The following is a 23,336-nucleotide window of genomic DNA, read 5'->3' as shown; positions in this document are numbered from 1 at the left end:
GGATTCTTTGATTGGGCTTAAAAGCAGCTTTACTAGGTATAGTGATATTTATATTTTTCATTCAGAATAACCATGCTTGAATCTACGCTAATGCTATTAGGCGATCCAAATACGTGGATTGCCTTTCTAACACTTTCTGCCTTAGAAGTCGTTTTAGGCGTTGATAACATTATTTTTATCAGCGTCATTGCCAACCGACTCCCCACCGAGATTCGAGAAAATGTTCGACGCATTGGCTTACTACTCGCACTTGCTACACGTATTCTCCTGTTGATTAGCCTCTCCTGGGTAATGGGTCTCACTCACCCCTTGCTCGTCATCGGGGAGCATGCCATCAGCGGTAGAGATCTGATTTTGCTACTCGGTGGCTTCTTCTTGATTTGGAAAGCCTCTAAAGAAATCTATCTAGAAGTTGAGGAAGGCGAAGACCTGGCAAAACCCAGTGATACGCTAATCAAGCAAGCCAAATCACTGCAGAGACTTTTTTTGACATCCGTAATACAGATCGGCTTGCTTGATATTATTTTCTCGCTAGACAGCGTGATTACAGCCGTGGGGATGGTTGATCATATTGGCATTATGATTGCTGCAGTCATGGCTTCCGTCCTCGTCATGCTCTTAGCAGCAAAATCGCTTGGAGATTTTGTGCATCGCCATCCCTCTATCAAAGTACTAGCGCTTTCATTTCTGACGGTGGTGGGTGTTGTGTTAACTGCAGAAGGCATGGGGATACATATCCCAAAAGGCTACATATATGTTGCCATGGCTTTCTCACTCTTCGTTGAGCTACTGAATATTCGTGCGCGCGAGAAGAAGAAGCAAAAACACTAATTATCAAATTACTTTTAGAGAGCCTGAGCACAGGCATGACCACTAGCCCATGCCCATTGGAAGTTATGCCCGCCAAGATGACCGGTGACATCAACGCACTCTCCAATAAAAAATAAGCCCGGATGTTTTTTGGACATCATAGATTGGCCATCAAGCTCTTTGGTATCAACGCCCCCTAGCATGACTTCAGCCTTTTTCCAACCCAAGGTTCCCGCAGGCTTTACTGACCAATTGGTAATTAATTCTTTTAAGGCTTGACGATCTTTTTTGGATACCTCGGCCCACTTACGTCCGAGTAGATTTTTCTGCTGCGCGAAAGAACGTGCCAGACGTTGTGGCAATACCGATGCCAGAATGGTCTCGGTTAATTTCAGGCGATTGTCCTTATTGTTAAATAGCTCATCACAATTAAAATGACTCCCGACTTCTACAGCCCCCAACCAATCAATGTGAACTGCTTCGCCTTCAATCCAGTAACTACTGGCCTGCAAGACTGCTGGACCTGATAGACCTTTGTGTGTCAGCAATACATCTTCGTTAAAGCGACAGGCGCCATATCGAGCGCCTTTGGAGCCAGAGCTAATGCGGATTGGCAAACTCAGGCCGGCCAGCTCATTGAGGTTTGCAAAGGCATCAGCTGTAAATGACAACGGCACCAATGCTGGGCGTGGATCAACTACCTTTAATTCAAACTGCTTAGCAATATCTAATGCATAAGCGGTAGCACCAATTGCTGGCACGGGCAAGCCACCCGTAGCCATTACTACCGACTTGGATTTTTCAATACTCGCACTAGTGCTTACTGACCATCCGCCAGTTTCTTGCTTGATTTCTTGTACGGTGACAGGATGCTTGACAATAACCCCACCCTTCTTGCATTCAGAAAGGAGCATTTGAATAATCTGATGGGCAGACTCATCGCAAAAGAGTTGTCCTTGATGCTTCTCGTGATAATCAATCCGATAGGACTGCACTAGCTTAATGAATTCTTTAGCTGGATAGCGCGCTAAGGCGCTTTTTACAAAATTAGGATTGAGTGAAAGAAAGTTGGCGGGACTGCTGTGCAGATTGGTGAAATTACAGCGTCCACCACCACTAATCCGAATTTTTTCACATAAGACATCTGCGTGATCTAGCACCAAGACCTTCTTGCCGAGCTGTCCAGCAATTCCGGCGCAGAATAAACCGGCTGCACCACCACCAATGATGATGGCGTCCCAATATTTACTCATGAGTTACTTAAACCGTTCTATGACATCAGCAGGCAAATTCAGTTTTTGCATGTGAAGACGAGTGTAGGCTTGGCGGAAATTTTTTGTCATCGAAATCATCACTGAAGCAGTCCAAGCAAAAGAAAACATACCAGAGAAGGCAATAATGATCGCCAACATTTTCCAGCCTGCTGGCAATAGATCATCCATAAAGCCCATAGCAGTATAAGTGCTTCCACTAAATAAAATACTTTGACCTAAATCTGGGAGCAACTTGAATACATAGAGTGAAGCGCCCCAAATAATGATCTCAAAAATATGGGTGAGAAATAAACACAAAACACTGATGTAAAAAATCAGGGCAACGGATGAATACGCATGTTCAGATAAATATAAGAAAGATTTAACCTCATAGCGCTTAGCGATCTGCAACAAGGAAATGCCATGAATCAACATCACCAGCATCAACATGAAAATACCTAGGAGATAACCAGGCAAATCCAAATCGGTGAGAAGTGCTGTGGTTGAATTGCTCATATAAAGATAGATGATGGGTAGTTTGTTGACTATTCTACAAGGGCATCAAGCCAAGTCATACCAATCTTTAATAACCGTCCAGGCTTCTTTAGCGGTTTCTACAAAATGCATGAGATCCACATCGGCTTGCTCTATCACTCCATGTTTAATCATTTTCTGAAAGTCAATCACGTCGCACCAAAAGTCTTTCCCCACCAGGATGATTGGGAAGCGCTCTACTTTTTTGGTTTGCATCAACGTGAGCGTTTCAAATAACTCATCAAAAGAACCAAAACCCCCAGGGAAGGCAACAATTGCGCGAGCCTTGAACATAAAGTGCATTTTACGCAGCGCAAAATAATGAAAGCGAAAGTTCAATCCGGGGGTGATGTAAGGATTCGGACTCTGCTCCCTAGGCAAACTAATATTAAAGCCGATGGTTTTATCTCCCGCCTCAAATGCACCGCGATTAGCAGCCTCCATGATGCCAGGACCACCTCCTGTCGTAATGTGCAATTTATTATGCTTATCTGCTTGAGTTGCGTTATAGCCAGCAACTAGCTTGCCCAACTCTCGAGCCGAGTCATAGTACTTAGAATGCAGCAGGGCTCTTTGCGCCTCTTCTTTTTCCTCTGTTGTTTTGGCCTCACGCTCCATCTCATAGGCCCTGTCGCTACTAACAAAACGAGTAGACCCAAATACCGTAATCGTATGCTCGATATCATTCTCTCGCAGCAAGATATCGGGCTTTAGTAGTTCCAACTCAAAACGAATACCCAAAGTTTCTTTGCGAGCCAAAAAAGCTCGATCATTAAAAGCGAATTTATAGGAATCTTCGGCGCTTTCGCCCTGTAATTGATTTTTATGAAGATTAAAGTATTCCGTGATGGTTTGGGAGTTATTCTGCGGAAGTTTGGGACTCATGACCAAGCCTTTACAAACAAAAGAGTGACTCTATCTTAACCCTTGGAGCCCCTGAAATGATGCAATTGCTTGTATGCCATAAAGATCTACAGTTAATATAAGGATTGACCTACCTTTCGGTACACAAAAATGAGATTCCTTATCGGCGCCTTGCTGTGCTGCGCTTCCCAATTCGCTTTGAGTCAAACCAACCCAATTAATACACCTATACCTCCTATGCGCTCACTTGATCAGGCCAGCATCCATTCTTTTGCACCAACCGGCACTCTGCGCGTTGGCATTAATCTAGGCAACCCCGTTTTAGCGGGAACGGATGCTCAAACAAAACTCCCCAAAGGCATCACGGTTGATATCGCCAATGAAATTGGTAAACGTACTGGCCTGCCCATTGAACTCAAGACCTTTCAAACCGCCGGCGCAACAGTTGATGCTATTAAGGAAGGAAACATCGACCTCATATTTGTTGCCATTGATCCCATACGCGGCGCAGATATTAGTTATACCCCCGCTTATATTCAAATTGAAGGTGCTTATATGGTGAAGGCAAACTCCCCCCTCATGAGCAATGAACAGGTCGATTCACCCGGGAATGAAATCGTAGTTGGTAAAGGCAGCGCCTATGACCTATATCTGAGTCGTGAGATCAAACAAGCTAGCCTTATTCGCGCTGCTAGCTCACAAGCAGTCATCGATGACTTCATGAGTGGTCAAGGAAATATCGCTGCAGGAGTCAAGCAGCAATTAGAGGTTGATGCAAAACGGTATAGCGATTTACGGATGTTGCCAGGTCGATTTATGGTAATTAATCAAGCGATTGGGATTCCGAAGGCGCGCCCAGAATTTGAAAATACAACTTCTTATTTAACGCACATCATCGATGACCTTAAATCCTCTGGATTTATTTTGGCGGCCATGCAAAGGCATAGCATTCAGGGCGCCAAGGTAGCACAATGATTCAGCTCCCACCCTTAAATACGCTTGAATTAGTCAGTCGATTAAGGCGACAAGCAACAGAGCACAAGGGAAACGCTGGCAAAGCACTACTCATTGGCGGTGCGCCCGGGATGGCTGGCGCTCTTTTGCTAGCAGCCAACGCCTGTCTTCACCTTGGTGCTGGTTGGACAATTCTCGAGATGCTTGACCCAGCATCCGCGCATGCCAACGCTGAACAAGCTGAGTTAATGATTCATTTAGCCAGCAAAGATGCGGGGCAATTGATTGCAAACACTCAGCCAGATTTAATTGCGATTGGCCCAGGGCTAGGATCTTCTGAGCTTGCAAAAGATTACTTGAGGGCGTGTCTGCTCTACCCAAGAATACCGCTTGTTATTGATGCAGATGCACTGAATTTAATTGCCCAAGATAAGAATCTTCTTGAGCTACTCCAAGCGCGCAATCGAACCTTCCACAACAGCTCTGTTATCACCCCCCACCCTGGTGAAGCTGCGCGGATTTTGCAACTTTCAACTCAAGCTATTCAGGCTGATCGTATCCATGCTATAAACGAATTAATTAAACTCACCAATTCCATCGTTGTGCTAAAGGGTCATCATACCTTGGTTGGCTCAAGCAATCATCCGCCATTAGTCTGTCAGCAAGGGAATCCCGGGATGGGTACCGGCGGAATGGGCGATGTGCTAACTGGCGCGATCGCAGCGATAGCTGCACAAGGCATTGAGCATCACCTTGACCTATGGGAGGCAACGGGTATTGCCGTTCAGCTTCACGCTAGCGCGGCTGACTCCCTAGTCGCAAGACATATTGGACCCATTGGTCTAACCCCTACCGAAGTCATCCTAGAGATGAGAAATTTATTAAATAGACTGATATAAATCGCATGCAATCTCCTAGTCTAGCAATCCATCACCGTCGCTATCTGCTTGGCATTTTGATGGCCGGAATGGGATCCATTCTATTTTCTGGCAAAGCCATTCTGGTCAAGCTCGCTTTTGGCTATGGCACTGATGCAGCCACACTTCTAGCATTGCGAATGCTCATGGCCTTGCCGATGTTTTGGGCAATTTACTGGTGGCAAGCACGCAAACAAGTAATGAACCCTTTATCTCGCATGGACTTGGGTAAAATTGTTGTCTTAGGCTTTTTAGGCTACTTCCTTTCAAGCTATCTGGATTTTTTGGGGCTGCAATATATTTCAGTTGGCCTAGAGAGAATTGTCCTTTACTTAACACCCACCGTTGTATTGCTGATCTCTTATTTTGTTTTGTCCAAACAAATTACCAAACTGCAATGGTATGCATTAGTTCTCGGATATTTAGGCGTCATGGTTGTTTTTATTCAAGATGCTAGCTCAACTGGTGCCAATGCCTGGTTGGGCATGTTTCTTGTATTTGGAGCAGCCTGTGCCTATGCTGCATACCTGATTGGCTCTGGGGAGATGGTGAAGCGCGTAGGAAGTGTTCGTCTAGTCGTACTCGCCAGCAGTGCGTCTGCAATATTAAGCACGGTACAAATTTTGATTCAAAATCCCCATTCAGTTTTTGAACAAAGCCCGCCTATTTATGGACTAAGTCTTTTAAACGCCAGCTTTTGCACCGTCATCCCCATGTTGATGATTATGGTTGCAATTAACCGTATCGGCTCTCCGCTAGTTTCTCAAGCGAGCATCTTAGGTCCCGTATCAACGATCTTTATGGGTTACGCTTTTCTCAATGAGCCCGTCACGATGATGCAAATTGCAGGCATGGGATTGGTAATCGGTGCCATGTGGTTATTAGTTCGTAATGATGCGCCGATAAAAAAACCATCGGACTTGGAAAAATCCGATGGCCTTATTCGTACTGAAAGCCCTACTGAAATATAGGAATGAACTCAACACTCCTTTCAATAAGCGCTTTTTAAATTACTGAGCGGCGGCTTGTGCAGCTTTCTTTTTAGCCTTCTTGGCTTTTTTAGCCGCTTTCTTTTCAGCCTTCTTCGCTTTTTTAGCAGCTTTCTTCTGGGCGGCTTTCTCTGCTTTAGTTTGTTCCATTGGCGCTGCAGCAGGAGCTGCGGCAATAGGTGCTGCAGCTGGGGCTGTTGCTGGAGCAGGCGCTGGTTGAGCCATTACTGCAACCGAAGATAAACCAATAGCAGCAGCAACCAGGGTAGCTAAGCTAAGACGCGCAATACTTGAATTCATTTAATTCTCCAATAAGATGGGTGGATAATTTAATAATACCGAAAAAATTAATAAATATGCCTTTTTCCATCTTAATTAATAGGATTCATCATGCAGGCATTTCCTAAAGACATCTATACCGAGCCAGTTGGGTATTCAGTAAATACCCTTGATATGCTTGGCCCCTTGCGCCGCATGGCTGGAATCTGGGAGGGTCAAAAAGGTTTGGATGTGAAGCCCAAAGCAGCGGGGCCTAAAAAACAAGTTTTTACTGAGCGTATCGAGTTACAGCCCATTGACCCGCAAACCAATGGCCCCCAACTATTTTATGGCCTCCGATACCACACCCATATCACCAAGCCCGATCAGAATAAAACATATCATGATCAAGTGGGCTATTGGCTTTGGGAGCCCGCTACCGAGACCATCTTGCATACCCTCACCATTCCGCGGGGCATGATTGCAATGGCAAGCGGTAAGGCAACAGCCCAAGCTGATCAATTTGAGTGCATTGCGAAAATAGGAGACCCCACTGCTGGTATCTCATCTAATCCATTTCTAGACTACGCATTTAAAACGATTGAATATCGGATCTTAGTGACGTTCCTTGATGATGGTAGTTGGTCATATGAACAAGATACTGTGATGGCCATTGCCGGACAAGCCGACCCGTTTCATCATGTTGATACCAATACCCTTACAAAGGTCGGTGAGGCAACCCCCAATCCACTCGCTTTAGAAGCAATAAAAAAGCCATCCTGAGATGGCCCTTTTATTTTTTGCTTTATGGAAGATTAAGCGGGTTGCGCCTCAGTCTCCACCATTTTTTCCAATGCAGCAGCAAGATGCTCTACAGTACGATCCACATGTTGCAATTTCTCTAGACCAAATAAGCCCAAGCGGAAAGTACGGAAATCTGGGCGCTCATCGCATTGCAAAGGCACGCCGGCCGCAGTTTGAAGACCTAGGGCCATAAATTTCTTGCCCGATTGAATTTCTGGGTCCTTGGTGTAGCTGACAACAACACCTGGAGACTGAAATCCAGGAGCCGCTACTGAAGGGTAGCCCTTCGAAACCAAGAGTGCGCGCACCTTAGCACCCAACTCAGCTTGCTTCTCTTTCAAATGCGCAAAGCCTAATGATTGGGTTTCTTTCATCGTTTTACGCAAAATCTTTAGTGCATCTGTCGGCATCGTGGTGTGATACACATGACCACCCTTTTCATAAGCCTCCATGATTTGGAGCCATTTCTTTAGGTCCATGGAGAAGCTACTGCTTTGCGTACTTTCAATGCGTTCACGGGCTCTTTCACCCATTGCAATTAGTGCGCAACATGGTGAACTACTCCAACCTTTTTGTGGTGCAGTGATCAGCACATCCACATTGCAAGCCTTCATGTCCACCCAAGTGGCACCGGAAGCGATGCAGTCCAAAATAAATAAGCCGTTGTAAGAGCGAACAGCCTCGCCAATTGCTTTCAAGTAGTCGTCGGGCAACAAAATACCAGCCGAAGTTTCTACGTGCGGCGCAAATACCACTGCTGGCTTCTCATTTTTAATATAAGCAAGCACTTCTTCGATTGGGGCGGGAGCAAATACGCCTTGCGCAGAATCATCTAGCTGACGACCCTTAATCACGGTCACGTCATCAGTAATATTGGCTAAGTCAAAAATTTGCGTCCAGCGATAACTGAACCAGCCATTGCGTAATACCAGGCATTTTTCCTTATTGGCAAATTGACGAGCAACCGCCTCCATGCCAAATGTGCCGCTACCAGGAACAATCACAGCTGAGGTAGCGTTGTAGGCATCTTTAAGAACACTAGAGATGTCCACCATCACTTTTTTGAAATCCTCAGACATGTGATTCAAAGAGCGATCGGTATAAACAACCGAGAACTCTAACAATCCATCGGGATCAACATTGGGAAGCAGGCCTGGCATAGTAATTTCCTAGAAAACTTAAATAGACCTAAATGATACTGATTTAAAGACTTTCGAGTGAAGCTAGCGCTAAATCACCCCTGAAATCAGTCAATCAGGCTTTTTTAGGGGCTTTTACGGTTTTGGGGCTCGCGTTTGGTCGATGAGGCAACAATCCCAACAACAATCAAAGCAAATGCCAGCGCATGAAAGAGCCTAGGTGGCTCACCCAACAGAAGTGCCGATAGGAGGGCTGTAAACAAAGGAATGAGATTGGCAAAGAAAGCTGCCACCGTTGGGCCTGCTCTACTTACCCCAACCCCCCAAAGGCGATAAGAAATTAGGGATGGGCCAATTGCCATAAACAATATCAGCGCCCCGGTTTTAAGACTTAGATGTACGTAAGCATTGCCCGATGCGATTTCGAAGCCATCAAACAAAAGGGTCCACAAAAAACCAACGAATATTTGAGCCATCAAAAAATCAGACCAGGTCCACTGTTTCTCGGGACTTTTACCCGGCTTGGTGAGCATCCAGCTATAGGCGGCCCATAAAATGGTGGCCAACATAATCAGGAGATCACCCTTGACCAACTGCATTGATACCAAGGCGGTCACATCGCCGCGCGTCAAGACAATGCTTACCCCTAACAAGGAAACCACTGCGCCAATCACTTGAAGGAGGTTCGGTCGAACTTGATAGAAGACCGCCCCGATTAATAGCATCCATATAGGCATGCTTGCCCCAATCAGAGTGACATTAATGGGTGAAGAGGTTTGCAAGGCCAAATAAAGCAAAGCGTTATAGCTGCCTATCCCAAAGAGCCCCAATACCAAAAAGCGGGCCTTGTTCTGCCATAGGGGGCTATCTTTTCTGAGGATCCGCCAACTCCAAGGCAGCAGCAGCACTCCAGCTAAGCCCCAACGGACAGCGCTTAGGGTAATTGGGGAGACGCTGCCAACCAATAAGCGCCCAGCAACCGCATTCCCAGCCCAAAGAGCGGTGGTAATGACCAAATACAACGCAGTAAGAAAATTAAGTTGCGGCATGCAATGGGGATAGGAAGAAGGGGTAACTGAAGTGGGCCCAAACAAGGCCCGTTCGCTTATTGTAGAAACAAATGCCCGGTATTGCTAAGATAGAGCTTACTTGCCTCAAAACGAAGGATGACTAGCGTGCCAATTATTACCAATATTGAAGACCTCCGGGTACTACATCAAAAACGTACCCCCAAGATGTTTTATGACTACGCCGATTCGGGATCCTGGACTGAGTCAACCTATCGCGCCAATGAATCTGATTTTCAGAAAATTAAGTTACGCCAACGGGTGGCAGTCAATATGACCAACCGCACCACCAAAACCACTATGATTGGCCAAAAAGTGACGATGCCCGTTGCACTAGCGCCAACGGGCCTGACCGGCATGCAACATGCCGATGGCGAGATCCTTGCAGCCAAGGCCGCTGAAAAGTTTGGTGTGCCCTTCTGCCTCTCCACCATGAGTATTTGCTCTATTGAGGATGTGGCGCAGCACACCACCAAACCATTTTGGTTTCAGCTTTATGTGATGAAAGACCGAGGCTTTATCGAGCGTCTCATTGAGCGCGCTAAAGCAGCCAAATGTTCCGCCTTGGTTCTTACTCTGGATTTGCAGATTTTGGGCCAACGCCATAAAGACTTAAAAAATGGTTTGTCTGCCCCTCCAAAATTGACCATTGCCAATATGATCAATATGGCCACTAAACCTCGCTGGTGTATCGGCATGGCGATGACACCACGCAGAACCTTCCGCAATATCGTAGGGCATGCTACTGGCGTAGGCAACATGTCATCCCTTTCCTCATGGACTGCAGAACAGTTTGATCCAGGCCTCAATTGGGGTGATGTGGAGTGGATTAAAAAACTGTGGGGTGGCAAGCTGATTATCAAAGGCATCTTGGATGAAGGCGATGCACGCTTAGCAGCTGACTCAGGTGCTGATGCCTTAATTGTTTCCAATCATGGCGGTCGTCAACTGGATGGCGCAATTTCTAGCATTAAAGCCCTGCCGGGGATTGTCGATGCCGTTGGCAAAGATATTGAAGTATGGATGGATGGCGGCATTCGCTCTGGTCAAGATGTTCTGAAGGCCTGGGCTTTGGGTGCGCGCGGCACGATGATTGGCCGCCCTTTCTTGTATGGCTTAGGCGCCATGGGTGAAGCCGGTGTCACAAAGTGCCTGGAGATTATTCATAATGAATTGGATATCACGATGGCGTTTACAGGGCATCGTGATATCCAGAATGTAAGCAAAGACATTTTGTACCCAGGGACATATTAAAAATTAAGCACCTACTAAACCACCCTCTTTTTATTTTCGCACTGACGTTTTTTGCTTGTGCTTTTTCTGTTTGGTTCGGCAGTGCCATCATTGGACGATTCCGCCCAAAGAATGCCGAAAAAACCGCTGACTTGGGAATCATTCAGACAGCAACATTAACGCTTCTTGGCCTGATCATTGGCTTTAGTTTTTCAATGGCGATTGCACGTTACGACCAGCGAAAAGTGCTGGAAGAGGCAGAGGCAAATGCAATCGGTACCGAGTTCTTAAGAGCAGACCTGCTACCCCCCAAACTAGCTGCAACAACTAAAGCATCATTACTAGACTATGTGGATCAGCGCATCAATTTTTACTCCTATCAAGAACAGGAAGTTGGCAAGATCATCAAGCAGCGCACTAGTGAACTACAAAGTACCTTATGGAATGATCTACTTCCGGTAATGAAAAACCAAACAAATGCCATGCATGTGTTGATTGCCAGCGGCATGAATGAGGTCATTAACTCTGAAGGGTATACCCAAGCAGCCTGGTGGAATCGTATCCCTCTAATGGCCTGGGGCTTAATGGCAGCCATAGCGATCTGCGCCAATTTAGTAGTTGGCTACGGTGCGCAGAACTTTAAAGGCAATGTCGGGCTCTTTATGCTGCTGCCCTTTGTGATTGCCACCTCCTTCTTTCTTATTGCTGATATTGATAGTCCACGAGGCGGCATTATTAAAGTGGAGCCGCGCAATTTGATACAACTAAAAAAGAGCTTGAGTCAACTGATCGAAGTTCAAGCGCCCCAAGCAAAAGCAGCGCAGTCTAAATAGGCGAGCAAGATGAAACGTGTAGTCGATGTGTATAAAAACCGAGGGCGTGAACTGATTTGGACCTATGTAATCCACCTCGGTAATGTGGAATTTCATCCTGCGCAAGTTGATTTTGAGGTTGAAGCTCTTAGACTCTCACAACTGGATAAACGCGGCCCGGCAAATGAGCTCAGCGCTCGAGTTCGCTTCAGCCTATAACCCTTTGCTCTACCGGGGATCCATGATCCCCTAAATTCAAAATAGTTACTTGCTTTATTTATGATGAGTGATCGATTATCTCGTTCACTCATTCAGATCATTCAATATCACCGCGCATCTATCTTCTTTCATTGGCTGCTTGTAGTGTTACTTGCAATTGCCTTTATCAGCATTGAATTAAAAGGGCAATTTATCAAAGGAAGTGAGCCAAGAGAATTGTGTAAAACCATCCATGGATTTGTGGGTCAATTAATATTTATAGCGATGGTGATGCGCCTCATCATTCGCCTAATATATGGAGTCCCCACCCCTCTCGCCCGCTCCAAAGCGGCTGCGATAGTAGCGCAAAGCATGCATTCGATTTTTTATATCCTATTACTCGGCCTTCCAATACTTGGGGCACTTTTTCTACAGGCTGGAGGCAAAGAAATTGCCCCCTTCAATTGGGCGCTACCACAAATGATTGAGTCCGGAGCTTCCGCTCGCAAACCGCTAAAAGCACTTCATGAATGGCTTGGCAATGCCCTGTACTTTTTGATTGGGCTGCACGCACTAGCAGCATTGAGCCAACATTACATCCTTCAGAATCAATGCTTACTGCGGATGTTGGGTAAAAATAAGGCCTAGGTTTGTTGAACCCAGGCCCTTTAACCCTAAGATTGCTGTTAATTTACAGCGTTGGATAGTCGGTATAACCCACCTCAGCACCGCCATAGAAAGTGGCACGATTATATGGATTTAGTGGTGCATTTTCTTTAAAGCGCTCTACCAAGTCCGGATTAGAGATATACAAACGTCCATAAGCCACTGCATCAGCCAGACCTTCCTCTAATACCTTCTCCCCCATGGCTTTGTCATAGCCGCCAGCAGTGATGAATTTACCTTGATATGCATTGCGGAAAATCTCTGAAGTCAGGGGTGCATCTTCATACACTTGATCATTACCACCAGCGCTTGTAGAGCGAGGCTCAATCATATGTACATATGCCAATTGATAGCCATTTAATTTTTCAATGGCCGCGCTGAATAAGGCGATTGGATCGCTATCGCCAATGTCATTGAAGGTGCCATAGGGAGATAAGCGCACACCAATACGATCTGTTGAAAATACTTTAGCAACAGCATCAATCACTTCACCCAATAGGCGTAAACGGTTTTCAATCGAGCCGCCATACTGATCAACGCGCTGATTCGTTTTGTCTTGCAGGAATTGATCTAAGAGATAGCCATTGGCCGAATGAATCTCAACACCATCAAATCCAGCAGCCTTGGCGTTGATTGCAGCCAATTCATAATCCTTGATAAGACTCGCAATATCCTCAGTGGTCATGGCTTTCGGGGTCTCGTAGTCATGCAGCTGCCAATCCGCTCCGTAGGTTTGGCCTGCAGGGGCAATAGCTGACGGGGCCACAGGCACCCCTTGCTCTGGATGCAAAGATGAATGGGAGATACGGCCCACATGCCAGAGCTGTGCAACGATAGTCCCACCCTTTGCATGAACAGCCTCAACAATTTTTTTCCATGCCGCAGTTTGGTCTGCTGAATAAATTCCTGGGGTTGCGGGGTAACCCATCCCTAATGGAGAGATTTGGGTCGCCTCAGTAATGATGAGGCCTGCACTGGCGCGCTGCGCATAATACTCAACCGCCAAAGGATTGGGAACGTCGCCTGCAACCGCTCTCATCCTAGTGAGGGGAGCCATGACGAGGCGATTTTTTAACTCAATGGAACCCAATTTGACAGGGGTAAATAAGATCTCTGTTGCGGACATAAGGCACTTTCTTGAGGTAATAAAAAATAGAGAGGACTCACTTTAACAAGAATGTGCAATTCTTGCCGTAAGCTGTTTAGCCATCTTTAAAACGTTCTTTAATGCACTGTGCCAGCAAATGAAATTCTTCAAGATGGGCGCTAGACGGCCTTGCAACTAAAGCGATCACCCGCTTTGGCGCAGGCGCAGCCAAAGGCCTAGCCTCCAGCTCACTGCCATTAAGCAATCCCCCCTTCACTGCCATCGCTGGCAACAAAGCGATACCCATGCCCGACTCCACCATTTGCAATAAGGTGAGTAAGCTGGTTGCTTCCATACCATCCACCTTCATCACATCTGATTTTTTACAGGCAGCAAGAGTATGTTCGCGCAAACAATGGCCCTCCTCTAGCAACAAGAGTCTCTCTGTTAATTTGGTGGGCATATGAACCTCTTTGCCCTTGAGCGCAGGATCATTTGCAGGCGCTACCAACCAAAACTCATCATCAAATAACTCCTCAACCAAAAAACCATCAACGTCGTAAGGCAAGGCAATTAAAGCAAAGTCAAGCTGATGATCTGCAAGCCTGGTGAGCAAGTTGGCGCTTAAATCCTCGCGTAGGGCAATCTTCAAGTTAGGAAAACGCGCCCGGATCTCTGGCAACACCTTTGGCAAGATAAAAGGGGTAATGGTTGGTATCACCCCGAGTCGAATGGTTGCAGACATCGGCTTAGAAGTTGCATCTGCATACTCAACCAAGTCTTCGGATGCAGCCAAGATAATCTTTACTCGCTCAAGCACTTCTAAACCAATCGGGGTAATCGATACATTTTGACGGTCGCGCTCCACCAAGCGAACGCCTAAACCATCCTCTAATTCTTTTAAGCCTGCACTCAGGGTTGACTGACCGACGAAACAGGCCTCAGCTGCACGAGTGAAATTGAGCTCCTTGGCTAGGGCCATAAAGTAGCGCAACTGCTTCAATGAGGGTAATTGAGCCATTTTCTTCCATATATCGATTTATTAGATAAATAGTATCATTTTTATTCATTGGACTGATAATTATTTTAAGTTCAGTATGCATACATGGCAACGCAAGCAATTCAATATTAATTACAAAGGAATAAAAAAATGACACGCCCTGAAATCAAAACCATTCAAAATCTCGAGTCCGCCTTTGCTGGTGAAGCAATGGCTCATATCAAATACCGCTATTTTGCAAAATTAGCGCGTGCAGCCGGTGATGAAGAAACAGCAAAAATCTTCGAAGCAACCGCCGATCAAGAGGTCATGCATGCTTTTGGCCACTTGGATTTACTCTACCCCGCTCATTCCATTACCCCTACTCGCGCTCTAGAAATCGCGATTGAAGGTGAGACTTATGAATATACGGAAATGTACCCTTCCTTTCGTAAAACTGCTGTAGAAGAAGGTAATGCAGCTGCCATCGCAGAAATGGATGAGCAAATTGCTGAATCAAAAGAGCATGCTGAGCAATTCCAAGCGGTATTAACTAAAGCAGCAAAACGGTTTGCAGCCCTGGCCAATGTAGAAGAGCGTCACGCGAATCACTACAAAAAGGCGCTCGAACATGCAAAAGCCTTTGCAGCACAGTAAGGCAAGAAAGAATCACCATTTAAATTTAAAATCAGTATCTACTCATTAAGGAAAAAACATGAAATCTTGGCAATGTATCGTATGCGGCTTTATTTATGACGAAGCAAAGGGTTTACCGGAAGATGGTATTGCACCAGGTACAGCTTGGGCTGATATTCCCGAGGACTGGGAATGCCCTGATTGTGGCGTTGCAAAATCTGATTTTGAAATGGTTGCACTTTGAATCCAAACGCCAATCCAACGCCATCCGCTATCGTCATTATTGGTAGCGGATTGGCAGGCTACACCCTGATTCGTGAAATTCGCAAGCTTGATAAAGAAGCTCCTATTACCTTGGTGACACGCGAACCAGGATACCTTTACTCCAAGCCAATGCTCTCAACTGCACTAGCAAGCAAGAAAGAACCAGAAAATCTCATTTCTAATTCCAGTGAGAACATGGCTACCCAATTAAACATCAACATTCTCAGCCAAACTGATGTCAATGCAATAGATACAAATCAGCAAATGATTGTCACCACGAAGGGCAATTTATCTTATGGCAAATTGGTATTGGCTTTGGGTGCAGATCAAATTCGCATACCCTTGCAAGGCGACGCGGCAACTCAAGTACTAACAGTTAATGACCTAGAGGACTATGCTGCATTTCGCAAGGCGATCTCCGGCAAGAAAAAGGTATCTATCTTGGGGGCCGGCCTCATTGGTTGTGAGTTTGCTAATGATCTGGTACTCGGCGGGTATGAGGTTGATGTGATTGATCTTGCGCCCCAAGCATTGGGCCGCTTACTCCCAGAAGCAGCTGCGCATGAACTTCAAGACAGACTCACTAAGGCGGGAGTGCGCTGGCATTTTGGCACCACAGTGGGATCAATTAGCAATGGTGATGACAGCTTGATAGTTGAGCTGACAAATGGCCAAAAATTATTGAGTGATGTTGTGCTGTCTGCCGTTGGCTTAAAGCCTCGGTTAGATCTTGCCAAGGCAGCGGGAATTTCTACCAATATCGGCATTGCCGTTAATCGCGAGCTACAAACTAGTGCGACTAATGTCTATTCTCTAGGCGACTGCGCCGAAGTCGATGGTCTTGTGCTGCCCTACGTCATGCCGATCATGCAAGCGGCGCGGGCTTTAGCAAATACACTCCTCGGGAGAGTGACAACACTCACTTACCCAGCAATGCCAGTGATGGTCAAAACGCCCGCCTTTCCAACAATTGTTTCGCCACCAGCTCAAGGCAGCGAGGGAGACTGGAAAATCACCCCCATTGACGATGGCTTGGAGGCGCGTTTCGAGTCTGCAGATGGTAGCTTATTGGGCTTTGTTCTATTAGGGGCAGCTACCGCACAACGCGCTTCCCTAACGAAAGAATTGCCGCCAGTACTGCAGTGAGTAAAGATATTGCCTCAATTGGGGCGTAATAAAAAAAGGCCCGCATTGCGGGCCTTTTGCTTACGACTGGATTCTTATTGCACCACAGGAGCAATCACATCAATGATGAACCAAGTTGTATTGTGTGACTGAGCCACCATCAAGAACAGCATTGGGATGGATAACAATGTATTCAAACGGGATGTCAACATCGCTACGCGAGCTGATTTCGCTTTGACATCTGCCTCAACGGTAACAATGCCAAGGGCACGTTTTTGATTTGGCCAAATGATGAACCAAACGTTAAACGCCATTACTAAAGCAATCCACATACCCAAGCCAATTGGACGGAATGGAGCCTGCAAAGTCATTGCCTGATGCACATATCCGTTTAAGGTTGCAACAATCAAACCGGTAATCACGGTAAATAAAGCAGCCCAACGGAACCAAAACAAAGCAGTTGGAGCAATTACCTTGCCAATTGCTGGCTTTTGCTCATCAGGGATTTTTGGCATGGAAGGAATTTGCACAAAGTTAAAGTACCAGAGCAAACCAATCCACATGACGCCACACATGACATGCAACCAACGGAATACAAATGGCAATTCAGGAGCGGAAAAGTTGCCACCCAAAGCCAAAATGATCAAAACGAGCAGCACAAAACCTGCTAAAACGGTGCGCCCTAAAGAGGACAGAATTGAAGCCATATTAGAAGTCTCCTAATTGATGTTGAATTACTACTTATGCAAGATTTTGACTTGCAAATTCCCAATTTACCAAATTCCAAAAGTTTTCTAGGTATTTTGGACGTGCATTACGTGTATCAATGTAATAAGCATGCTCCCATACATCGCAAGTGAGCAAAGGTTTTGCGTCACCCGTTAATGGGGTGGCTGCATTACTGGTGGAAACGAGATCTAAGCTACCGTCCGATTTCTGGACCAACCATGCCCAACCAGAGCCAAATGTGCCAATCGCGCATTTAGTAAATTCTTCCTTGAACTGATCAAAAGATCCCCACTTAGCATCAATAGCTTGAGCTAAAGCACCAGTTGGTACACCGCCGCCATTTGGCTTCATGCTATTCCAATAAAAGGTATGGTTCCAGACCTGAGCAGCATTATTAAAAATGCCTCCAGTAGATTTTTTAACAATATCTTCCAAACCTAAAGACTCAAACTCAGTACCCTTGATGAGATTATTCAGGTTGGTTACATAAGTCTGGTGATGTTTACCATAGTGGTACTCAAGCGTTTCTTTTGAGATATAGGGGGATAAGCCATCAAGAGCATATGGCAATGGTGGCAATGTATGTTCCATTGTTTTTTTCCTTTCGAAGTAGTGTTGAGTCAAGAGTGACTAATTAGGATTTCTGCAACTATAGACTATTCTGATATTTTCAGCGGTACCATCAAAAATGGGGGCCCAAAGACCCCCAAATCTTCAATCATCTACCCAGCACTTCATTGAGCCGTCCAGCCCCCATCCATATTCCAGGCTGCGCCCCGCACTTCAGAAGCATCAGGGCCACACAAAAATACCGCTAAAGCTGCCAACTGTTCCGGAGCAACAAATTCACCTGAAGGCTGCTTCTCAGAAACCAGCGCGTTTTTAGCTTCGTCATTTGAGACATGATCACGCTCTGCACGCGCATCAACCTGTTTCTGCACGAGCGGAGTCAAAACCCACCCTGGGCAGATTGCATTACAAGTAATGCCGGTTTTTGCGTTCTCCAAAGCGGTCACTTTTGTTAAGCCAACAATACCGTGTTTCGCAGCTACATAGGCAGCCTTTTGTGCAGATCCCACCAAGCCATGCACTGAAGCAATATTGATAATGCGACCCCAATTGCGTTTTTTCATACCAGGGAGCGCGTAATGAGAGGTGTAAAAAGCCGAACTCAAGTTAATTGCAATAATCGACTCCCATTTATCCTCCGGGAAATCTTCAACGTTTGCCGTGTACTGAATGCCGGCATTATTGACCAAGATATCGATGGAACCAAAACGCTTTTCAGTCTGCTCTATTAAATCTTTAATTTCGGCGGGTTTGCTCATATCAGCACCGTGATAATCCACTTCAACACCACATGCTTTTATTTGGGCAATAGCGGCGTCTTTTTCACCAAAACCATTGGCCATGATGTTGACGCCCTGCTTAGCAAGTCCAATAGCCATTGCTAAACCAATACCACTGGTCGAACCAGTCACGATTGCTGTTTTACCTTTTAATGTAGACATACGTAGATTTACCATTTAATAAAGTGGGGGGCAGTTAGGCGCTAGACCGTTTTCCAGATATTACAGGATGCATCCCCAATGGCAATATGGGGGATGCACCAATCTGATTAAGTCAGTTTTATGAAAGCTTCCCGAGCGCGCGCAGTATCTTTTCTGGTGTAATTGGCTGATCAAATACAGAGGCATTAAAAGCTGATAGCGCGTCGTTAATGGCATTTTGAACGGCTGCTGGGGCACCTGCGGTTCCAGCTTCGCCTGCGCCCTTAGCACCCAGTTTTGATGACTGTGTTGGTGTTTGTACATGAGCCACCTCAATATCAGGCATCTCGTTTGCCATAGGCACCAAGTAATCAGCCATACTGCCGTTACGCAATAAACCGCTTTCATCGTAGAGACATTCCTCAAAAAGCACACCGCCAATACCCTGCACAATAGCGCCACGCACCTGCTCATCAACCAACATCGGATTGAGTACGCGCCCACAATCTTCTACAGCCCAGTGTTTCAATAAGGTTACAAATCCGGTTTCCGGATCAACCTCAACATACGAAGCCTGTACGCCATTAGTGAAAATGAATGGATATTCCTTTTGGGTGTAATGCCGAGTCACCATGAGATCAGCAGAAAATCCAGTAGGCAAAGTATCCGTTCTGAAATAACCAATACGACCTATTTCAGTAAAAGGCAGTAACTCTGCTTTTGTAGCCCTATCTAAGATAGTGCCGCGATACACTATTAAATCGTCGACTGGGCGATTCAAAATAGCGCCAGCCAACTTAAGGATATTTTCCTGCAATGCTTGGCAAGCCAACAGAACAGCTTCCCCACCAACACCAGCACCACGCGATGCCCAAGTGCCGCCACCATATGGAGTAACCGAAGTATCCCCAGTGACAATGCGAACATCATCAATAGATACGCCCACCCCATCAGCGGCAATTTGTGCGTAGATTGCTTCAGTGCCTTGACCTTGCTCGCCAACCCCAATCAGCACTGTAACCACCCCACTGGGATCCAATCGTGCGGTAGCACCATCTTGTGATGCAATACGGGCGCCACCAACGCCATAAAAAGCAGGGCTTGGATTAGTTAATTCAATCAGGGTTGCAAAACCAATGCCTCGATAGATTCCTTGCTTACGGAGCTCATCTTGCTCTTTGCGTAAAGCGGGATAGTCCATCATTTTTTCAATCACTCTTAAGCACTCCTCATGAGAGAGCACTTCAAGCTTGATTCCAGATGCACCAGTGCAAGGATATGCATCATCTGGAATCACATTACGCTTGCGAAACTCCAAAGGATCGATCTGTAATTTTTGCGCAGCTAAATCAACTAAACCTTCGGTTACCGCACATGCAATGGGATGACCTACGCCACGATACTGACAGGTTGGGGCTTTGTTCTGAAACACCACATTTAATTTTGCACGGTAGTGTTGATGTTTGTAGGGGCCACCCACTAGATTAACAACTTGATTGCCTTCAATCGCACTCGTTCTTGGAAACATGGAGTAGGGACCAATGCCAGTCAAGTCATCGATTTCAAATGCAAGAATATCGCCAGCGTGATTTGCTGCAATTCGACCCTTGACTCGATGCTCACGCGCATGAATATCGCTGGTAAAGGACTCTAGTCGATCAGCAACAAACTTGACTGGACGCCCTAACAAAACAGCAAGACCCACCGTTGCAAAATCATCTGGGTAAGCATGTACCTTGATTCCAAAAGATCCACCGACATCTTTACAAATCACTTGAACATCGGACTCCGATAGACCAAATTGCCGACAATACAAATCCTGCATCATATGCGGCGCTTGTTGCGAGTGATATACCGTCAAGCTTTTATTGCCCGGATTGTAGTCAGCAATTTGACAGCGAGGCTCTAAGGTAACTCCAGTATGACGCCCAAACCCGAAGGTTTTTTCAACCACTACATCAGCATTGGCAAATACCTCATCCACTTGGCCAACATCAAGACTACGCGTGAAACACAGATTGTCGCCCAACTCTGGATGAATCAATGGAGTGCTTGGATCTAAAGCAGTTTCCATAGAAACTACTGGCGGCAGCTCCTCCCATTCCACGTCGATATATTGCAAGGCATCTTCAGCCTGCGCTCTGGTTTTTGCAACCACTGCTACGACTGGCTCACCTTGCCAGCAAGCCCGATCAATTGCCAGAGCATATTGAGGAGCTGATTTCATGCCCACCATATGACCCAAAGTAGCAACCCAGGGTTTACAAATTTCTGCCATTTGAACGCCATCAATAACGGCCAATACCCCTGGCATCTTACGGGCTACTTCACTATGAATATTGACAACTTTCATATGTGCAACAGGCGAGCGCCAGTAGACCACATGCCCCATACGCGGCAATACGATGTCGTCCACATAGGTACCTTGACCCTCAAGAAGGCGACGGGCTTTATGTCTTGGTTCGCTCACACCAATATAGCGTTGATCATTAGTGATGGGATTGCTTGTCATAACTGTTGATTCAAAGGGCTTATTCATGAGGTACTCTCTTAAGCGTTAGCGCGAGCGCTGAGGACGTCAACAATAGCGTTAACAATCGAGTGGTAACCAGTACAGCGGCAATAGTTTCCTGAGATCCATTCACGCACTTGAGCGCGAGTAGCGTGAGGTTGCTTTTCAATGAGCTCAGCGGCCGCAAGCAACATGCCAGAGGAGCAGAATCCACATTGCATTGCGTTATGGCGCATGAATGCATTCTGAAGGTCCTCTAGGGCACCACTTTTAGTTGCGCCCTCAATAGTTTCTACAATGCTGCCATCAGCCTGAACGGCCAAGAATAAACAGCCGCGAATAATTTGACCGTTTACTTTGACAGTACAAGCGCCACAAGCGCCTTGCTCACAACCCAAATGAGGGCCCTTAAGAAAAAGATCTTCTCGCAGAAAATCTACCAAATGTCTGCGTGGATCTATCTCCGCTGAGACTGCTTCACCGTTGACAGTCATTGAAATTTTTTTCTTCAAACTCATTTTGTTCTCCAAACCCTCTTTTATCTCTGGGCTAGCATGTCTTTAAGGCAACGCTCGAGCAATACACCGATGAGATGCTGCTTCGCCTCTGCGCTATTGGTTAAATCAGCGATTGCCTCAATCTCACTCCTGGCAATCTCTACGGCCTCTTTAATCAATTGATCGTTGAGCTCTTGTCCATCAATGAGTGCTTGGGCTTTAGTCGCTACTACCGGAGTTGCGCCAACCGAAAAGAAAGTAAAAACACAGTCCCTGAGCACGTCACCACTCTTTTTTGCAACTGCTGCAATTCCAGCAACGGCATAGTCGCCATGGCGACGGGCGAGTTCATTGAAATAACTGATTTGATCCTTGCTAGCAATTGGAATTTCAGTAGCCACCAAGATTTCATCAGGCTCCAAGGATGTGGTGTAGAGATCAATAAAAAAATCTTCGGCGCCAATTCGTCGCTCGCCAGATGGCCCGCGAATAATCATGGTAGCCTGCAAAGTAATGCTACACGCTGGCCACTCTGCGGCTGGATCGCCATACGCCAATGAGCCGCCCCAAGTACCAAGATTGCGGATAGCGCGGTGAGCAATATGTGGAACAGCCAGCTTTAGTAGTGGAGCATGCTTGGCCACCAGATCTGAATCCTCTATCTCTGTATGGGTAACCAAAGCACCAATACGCAAGCTCTCACCTTGCACAGATATGCCTTTTAACTCAGCAATGCCAGTGATATCAATCAAGATACTTGGCTCTGAAAGTCGCATATTTAAGGTTGCCAACAATGTTTGTCCGCCCGCCATTAAGCGAGCATCATCACCAGTCTCGACCAGCAAGTCCAGCGCCTCCGAAAGGGTTTTGGGCTTTACATAATCAAATTGAGCTGCTTTCATAAGGTCTCCTCCACTGCTTTATTTTTACCAAGTCGTCTGACTTGGATTGCTTTAGTTTCGTGTGGCGTAGGTTTAATCTTCGGGAGCGGATTGAAGCGGAATGACTTCACCACCCAATTCCTTGGCAAACTTTTGAAAAAAATCATCGGCAATTTTTTTTGCTGAAGCGCTAATTAAGCGCCCTCCAATTTGCCCTAATTTGCCACCAATGGAGGCTTCAGTCGTGTAAGAAACCAAGGTTCCGCCATCAACCAACTTCAATTCCACGCGAGAGCGACCCTTAGCGAATCCCGCAGCGCCACCAGAACCCTCAAAAGCCATTGAACAGGCTTGCTCTGGAATCACGTCGCTCAATAGGAGCTTGCCGGAAAAACGGGCTCTTACAGGACCGATCTTGAACATGACCTTAGCGTGAATCTCCTCTGGAGAGACTCTGCTAATTTCTTCACAGCCCGGAATGGATTTAGCCAGTACATCAATATCGTTCAAACCCCTCCATACGTCCGGTATGGGAGCGGCAATGAGTTGCTCGCCATTTAATTCCATGTCATCTCCTTGGGGTTTATACGAATAGAGTCTTATCTACCAACTGCTCAACAATGTACCATTATTTAACT

The 23,336-nt window shown here is 46.2% G+C and carries 27 protein-coding genes; 12 read left to right on the top strand and 15 right to left on the bottom strand.

Annotated features, from left to right (window positions below):
- The first annotated feature begins 72 nt into the window (after positions 1-72).
- The gene (locus BOQ04_RS01590) at positions 73-831 is read left to right on the top strand and encodes a TerC family protein (RefSeq protein ID WP_076023015.1); all 759 of its coding nucleotides are present in this window, start codon (positions 73-75) and stop codon (positions 829-831) included.
- Positions 832-845: 14 nt separating this feature from the next.
- Here BOQ04_RS01590 and BOQ04_RS01585 read toward each other — a convergent pair whose 3' ends face one another.
- From BOQ04_RS01585 to BOQ04_RS01575, 3 genes are read right to left on the bottom strand one after another with little or no spacing between them, the layout of a single operon-like run.
- Entirely contained in the window at positions 846-2,063 is a 1,218-nt protein-coding gene (locus tag BOQ04_RS01585; protein WP_076023014.1) for a BaiN/RdsA family NAD(P)/FAD-dependent oxidoreductase, read from the bottom strand.
- Positions 2,064-2,066: 3 nt separating this feature from the next.
- Entirely contained in the window at positions 2,067-2,579 is a 513-nt protein-coding gene (locus BOQ04_RS01580) for a hypothetical protein (RefSeq protein ID WP_076023013.1), read from the bottom strand.
- 45 nt (positions 2,580-2,624) lie between these two features.
- Positions 2,625-3,482, bottom strand: coding sequence for an LOG family protein (locus BOQ04_RS01575; protein ID WP_076023012.1), 858 nt, complete (start codon positions 3,480-3,482; stop codon positions 2,625-2,627).
- Positions 3,483-3,659: 177 nt separating this feature from the next.
- On the opposite strand from BOQ04_RS01575, the gene BOQ04_RS01570 reads away from it, so the two are divergent.
- The 3 genes from BOQ04_RS01570 to BOQ04_RS01560 are packed head-to-tail and all read left to right on the top strand — an operon-like array spanning position 3,660 to position 6,303.
- Positions 3,660-4,436 carry an ABC transporter substrate-binding protein gene (locus BOQ04_RS01570; RefSeq protein WP_233126600.1) on the top strand — a complete coding sequence of 259 codons (777 nt, stop codon included), beginning with the start codon at positions 3,660-3,662 and terminating at the stop codon, positions 4,434-4,436.
- Positions 4,433-5,314: an NAD(P)H-hydrate dehydratase gene (locus BOQ04_RS01565; RefSeq protein WP_076023010.1), complete on the top strand. Its 882-nt coding sequence runs from the start codon at positions 4,433-4,435 to the stop codon at positions 5,312-5,314. Before BOQ04_RS01570 ends, BOQ04_RS01565 begins: the two co-directional genes overlap by 4 nt.
- A gap of 5 nt (positions 5,315-5,319) precedes the next feature.
- Positions 5,320-6,303, top strand: a complete 984-nt coding sequence (locus BOQ04_RS01560; protein ID WP_076023009.1) for a DMT family transporter — start codon at positions 5,320-5,322, stop codon at positions 6,301-6,303.
- Between the two features lie 39 nt (positions 6,304-6,342).
- Here BOQ04_RS01560 and BOQ04_RS01555 read toward each other — a convergent pair whose 3' ends face one another.
- Positions 6,343-6,621: a protein tyrosine phosphatase gene (locus BOQ04_RS01555; protein WP_076023008.1), complete on the bottom strand. Its 279-nt coding sequence runs from the start codon at positions 6,619-6,621 to the stop codon at positions 6,343-6,345.
- Between the two features lie 90 nt (positions 6,622-6,711).
- On the opposite strand from BOQ04_RS01555, the gene BOQ04_RS01550 reads away from it, so the two are divergent.
- On the top strand, positions 6,712-7,362 hold the full coding sequence (locus BOQ04_RS01550) for an FABP family protein (RefSeq protein WP_076023007.1): 651 nt from the start codon (positions 6,712-6,714) through the stop codon (positions 7,360-7,362).
- Between the two features lie 32 nt (positions 7,363-7,394).
- Here BOQ04_RS01550 and BOQ04_RS01545 read toward each other — a convergent pair whose 3' ends face one another.
- Both BOQ04_RS01545 and BOQ04_RS01540 read right to left on the bottom strand, forming a co-directional pair.
- Entirely contained in the window at positions 7,395-8,543 is a 1,149-nt protein-coding gene (locus tag BOQ04_RS01545; protein WP_076023006.1) for an aminotransferase class V-fold PLP-dependent enzyme, read from the bottom strand.
- Positions 8,544-8,647: 104 nt separating this feature from the next.
- Positions 8,648-9,571 carry a DMT family transporter gene (locus BOQ04_RS01540; RefSeq protein WP_076023005.1) on the bottom strand — a complete coding sequence of 308 codons (924 nt, stop codon included), beginning with the start codon at positions 9,569-9,571 and terminating at the stop codon, positions 8,648-8,650.
- 126 nt (positions 9,572-9,697) lie between these two features.
- Between BOQ04_RS01540 and BOQ04_RS01535 the strand changes: the two genes are divergently transcribed.
- The 4 genes from BOQ04_RS01535 to BOQ04_RS01520 all read left to right on the top strand — a co-directional run bounded on the left by BOQ04_RS01535 (position 9,698) and on the right by BOQ04_RS01520 (position 12,480).
- Complete coding sequence (locus tag BOQ04_RS01535) at positions 9,698-10,843, top strand: alpha-hydroxy acid oxidase (protein WP_076023168.1); 1,146 nt, start codon at positions 9,698-9,700, stop codon at positions 10,841-10,843.
- A 131-nt stretch (positions 10,844-10,974) separates the two neighbouring features.
- Complete coding sequence (locus tag BOQ04_RS01530; RefSeq protein ID WP_143742131.1) at positions 10,975-11,655, top strand: bestrophin-like domain; 681 nt, start codon at positions 10,975-10,977, stop codon at positions 11,653-11,655.
- A 9-nt stretch (positions 11,656-11,664) separates the two neighbouring features.
- Positions 11,665-11,853 carry a hypothetical protein gene (locus tag BOQ04_RS01525; RefSeq protein WP_076023003.1) on the top strand — a complete coding sequence of 63 codons (189 nt, stop codon included), beginning with the start codon at positions 11,665-11,667 and terminating at the stop codon, positions 11,851-11,853.
- 63 nt (positions 11,854-11,916) lie between these two features.
- On the top strand, positions 11,917-12,480 hold the full coding sequence (locus tag BOQ04_RS01520) for a cytochrome b (protein WP_076023167.1): 564 nt from the start codon (positions 11,917-11,919) through the stop codon (positions 12,478-12,480).
- A gap of 43 nt (positions 12,481-12,523) precedes the next feature.
- On the opposite strand, the gene BOQ04_RS01515 is transcribed toward BOQ04_RS01520, so the two are convergent.
- Together BOQ04_RS01515 and BOQ04_RS01510 are read right to left on the bottom strand one after the other, a co-directional pair.
- Positions 12,524-13,624 carry an alkene reductase gene (locus tag BOQ04_RS01515; protein WP_076023002.1) on the bottom strand — a complete coding sequence of 367 codons (1,101 nt, stop codon included), beginning with the start codon at positions 13,622-13,624 and terminating at the stop codon, positions 12,524-12,526.
- A gap of 76 nt (positions 13,625-13,700) precedes the next feature.
- Positions 13,701-14,606: a hydrogen peroxide-inducible genes activator gene (locus BOQ04_RS01510; RefSeq protein WP_076023001.1), complete on the bottom strand. Its 906-nt coding sequence runs from the start codon at positions 14,604-14,606 to the stop codon at positions 13,701-13,703.
- A gap of 129 nt (positions 14,607-14,735) precedes the next feature.
- On the opposite strand from BOQ04_RS01510, the gene BOQ04_RS01505 reads away from it, so the two are divergent.
- The 3 genes from BOQ04_RS01505 to BOQ04_RS01495 are packed head-to-tail and all read left to right on the top strand — an operon-like array spanning position 14,736 to position 16,610.
- Positions 14,736-15,221, top strand: coding sequence for a rubrerythrin family protein (locus BOQ04_RS01505; protein ID WP_076023000.1), 486 nt, complete (start codon positions 14,736-14,738; stop codon positions 15,219-15,221).
- Between the two features lie 58 nt (positions 15,222-15,279).
- The gene (locus tag BOQ04_RS01500) at positions 15,280-15,444 is read left to right on the top strand and encodes a rubredoxin (RefSeq protein WP_076022999.1); all 165 of its coding nucleotides are present in this window, start codon (positions 15,280-15,282) and stop codon (positions 15,442-15,444) included.
- Positions 15,441-16,610 carry an NAD(P)/FAD-dependent oxidoreductase gene (locus tag BOQ04_RS01495; protein WP_076022998.1) on the top strand — a complete coding sequence of 390 codons (1,170 nt, stop codon included), beginning with the start codon at positions 15,441-15,443 and terminating at the stop codon, positions 16,608-16,610. Before BOQ04_RS01500 ends, BOQ04_RS01495 begins: the two co-directional genes overlap by 4 nt.
- A gap of 74 nt (positions 16,611-16,684) precedes the next feature.
- Here BOQ04_RS01495 and BOQ04_RS01490 read toward each other — a convergent pair whose 3' ends face one another.
- The 7 genes from BOQ04_RS01490 to BOQ04_RS01460 form a co-directional block, all read right to left on the bottom strand.
- A complete protein-coding gene (locus BOQ04_RS01490) occupies positions 16,685-17,296 on the bottom strand; it encodes a urate hydroxylase PuuD (protein ID WP_076022997.1) in 612 nt (203 codons plus the stop codon).
- Positions 17,297-17,330: 34 nt separating this feature from the next.
- Entirely contained in the window at positions 17,331-17,909 is a 579-nt protein-coding gene (locus BOQ04_RS01485; RefSeq protein ID WP_076022996.1) for a superoxide dismutase, read from the bottom strand.
- A 143-nt stretch (positions 17,910-18,052) separates the two neighbouring features.
- Positions 18,053-18,829, bottom strand: coding sequence for a 3-hydroxybutyrate dehydrogenase (locus tag BOQ04_RS01480; RefSeq protein WP_076022995.1), 777 nt, complete (start codon positions 18,827-18,829; stop codon positions 18,053-18,055).
- Positions 18,830-18,947: 118 nt separating this feature from the next.
- Complete coding sequence (locus tag BOQ04_RS01475; RefSeq protein WP_143742130.1) at positions 18,948-21,347, bottom strand: xanthine dehydrogenase family protein molybdopterin-binding subunit; 2,400 nt, start codon at positions 21,345-21,347, stop codon at positions 18,948-18,950.
- A gap of 11 nt (positions 21,348-21,358) precedes the next feature.
- Positions 21,359-21,838, bottom strand: a complete 480-nt coding sequence (locus BOQ04_RS01470) for a (2Fe-2S)-binding protein (protein ID WP_076022994.1) — start codon at positions 21,836-21,838, stop codon at positions 21,359-21,361.
- Between the two features lie 20 nt (positions 21,839-21,858).
- The gene (locus BOQ04_RS01465; RefSeq protein ID WP_076022993.1) at positions 21,859-22,719 is read right to left on the bottom strand and encodes an FAD binding domain-containing protein; all 861 of its coding nucleotides are present in this window, start codon (positions 22,717-22,719) and stop codon (positions 21,859-21,861) included.
- Between the two features lie 72 nt (positions 22,720-22,791).
- Positions 22,792-23,265, bottom strand: coding sequence for an SRPBCC family protein (locus BOQ04_RS01460; protein ID WP_076022992.1), 474 nt, complete (start codon positions 23,263-23,265; stop codon positions 22,792-22,794).
- Positions 23,266-23,336 lie beyond the last annotated feature (71 nt).

This window comes from Polynucleobacter sphagniphilus (genome assembly GCF_001953355.1).
Taxonomy (GTDB): domain Bacteria; phylum Pseudomonadota; class Gammaproteobacteria; order Burkholderiales; family Burkholderiaceae; genus Polynucleobacter; species Polynucleobacter sphagniphilus.
The sequence above is the reverse complement of the archived record's forward strand: the minus strand, read 5'-3'. Positions and strand labels throughout refer to the sequence as shown.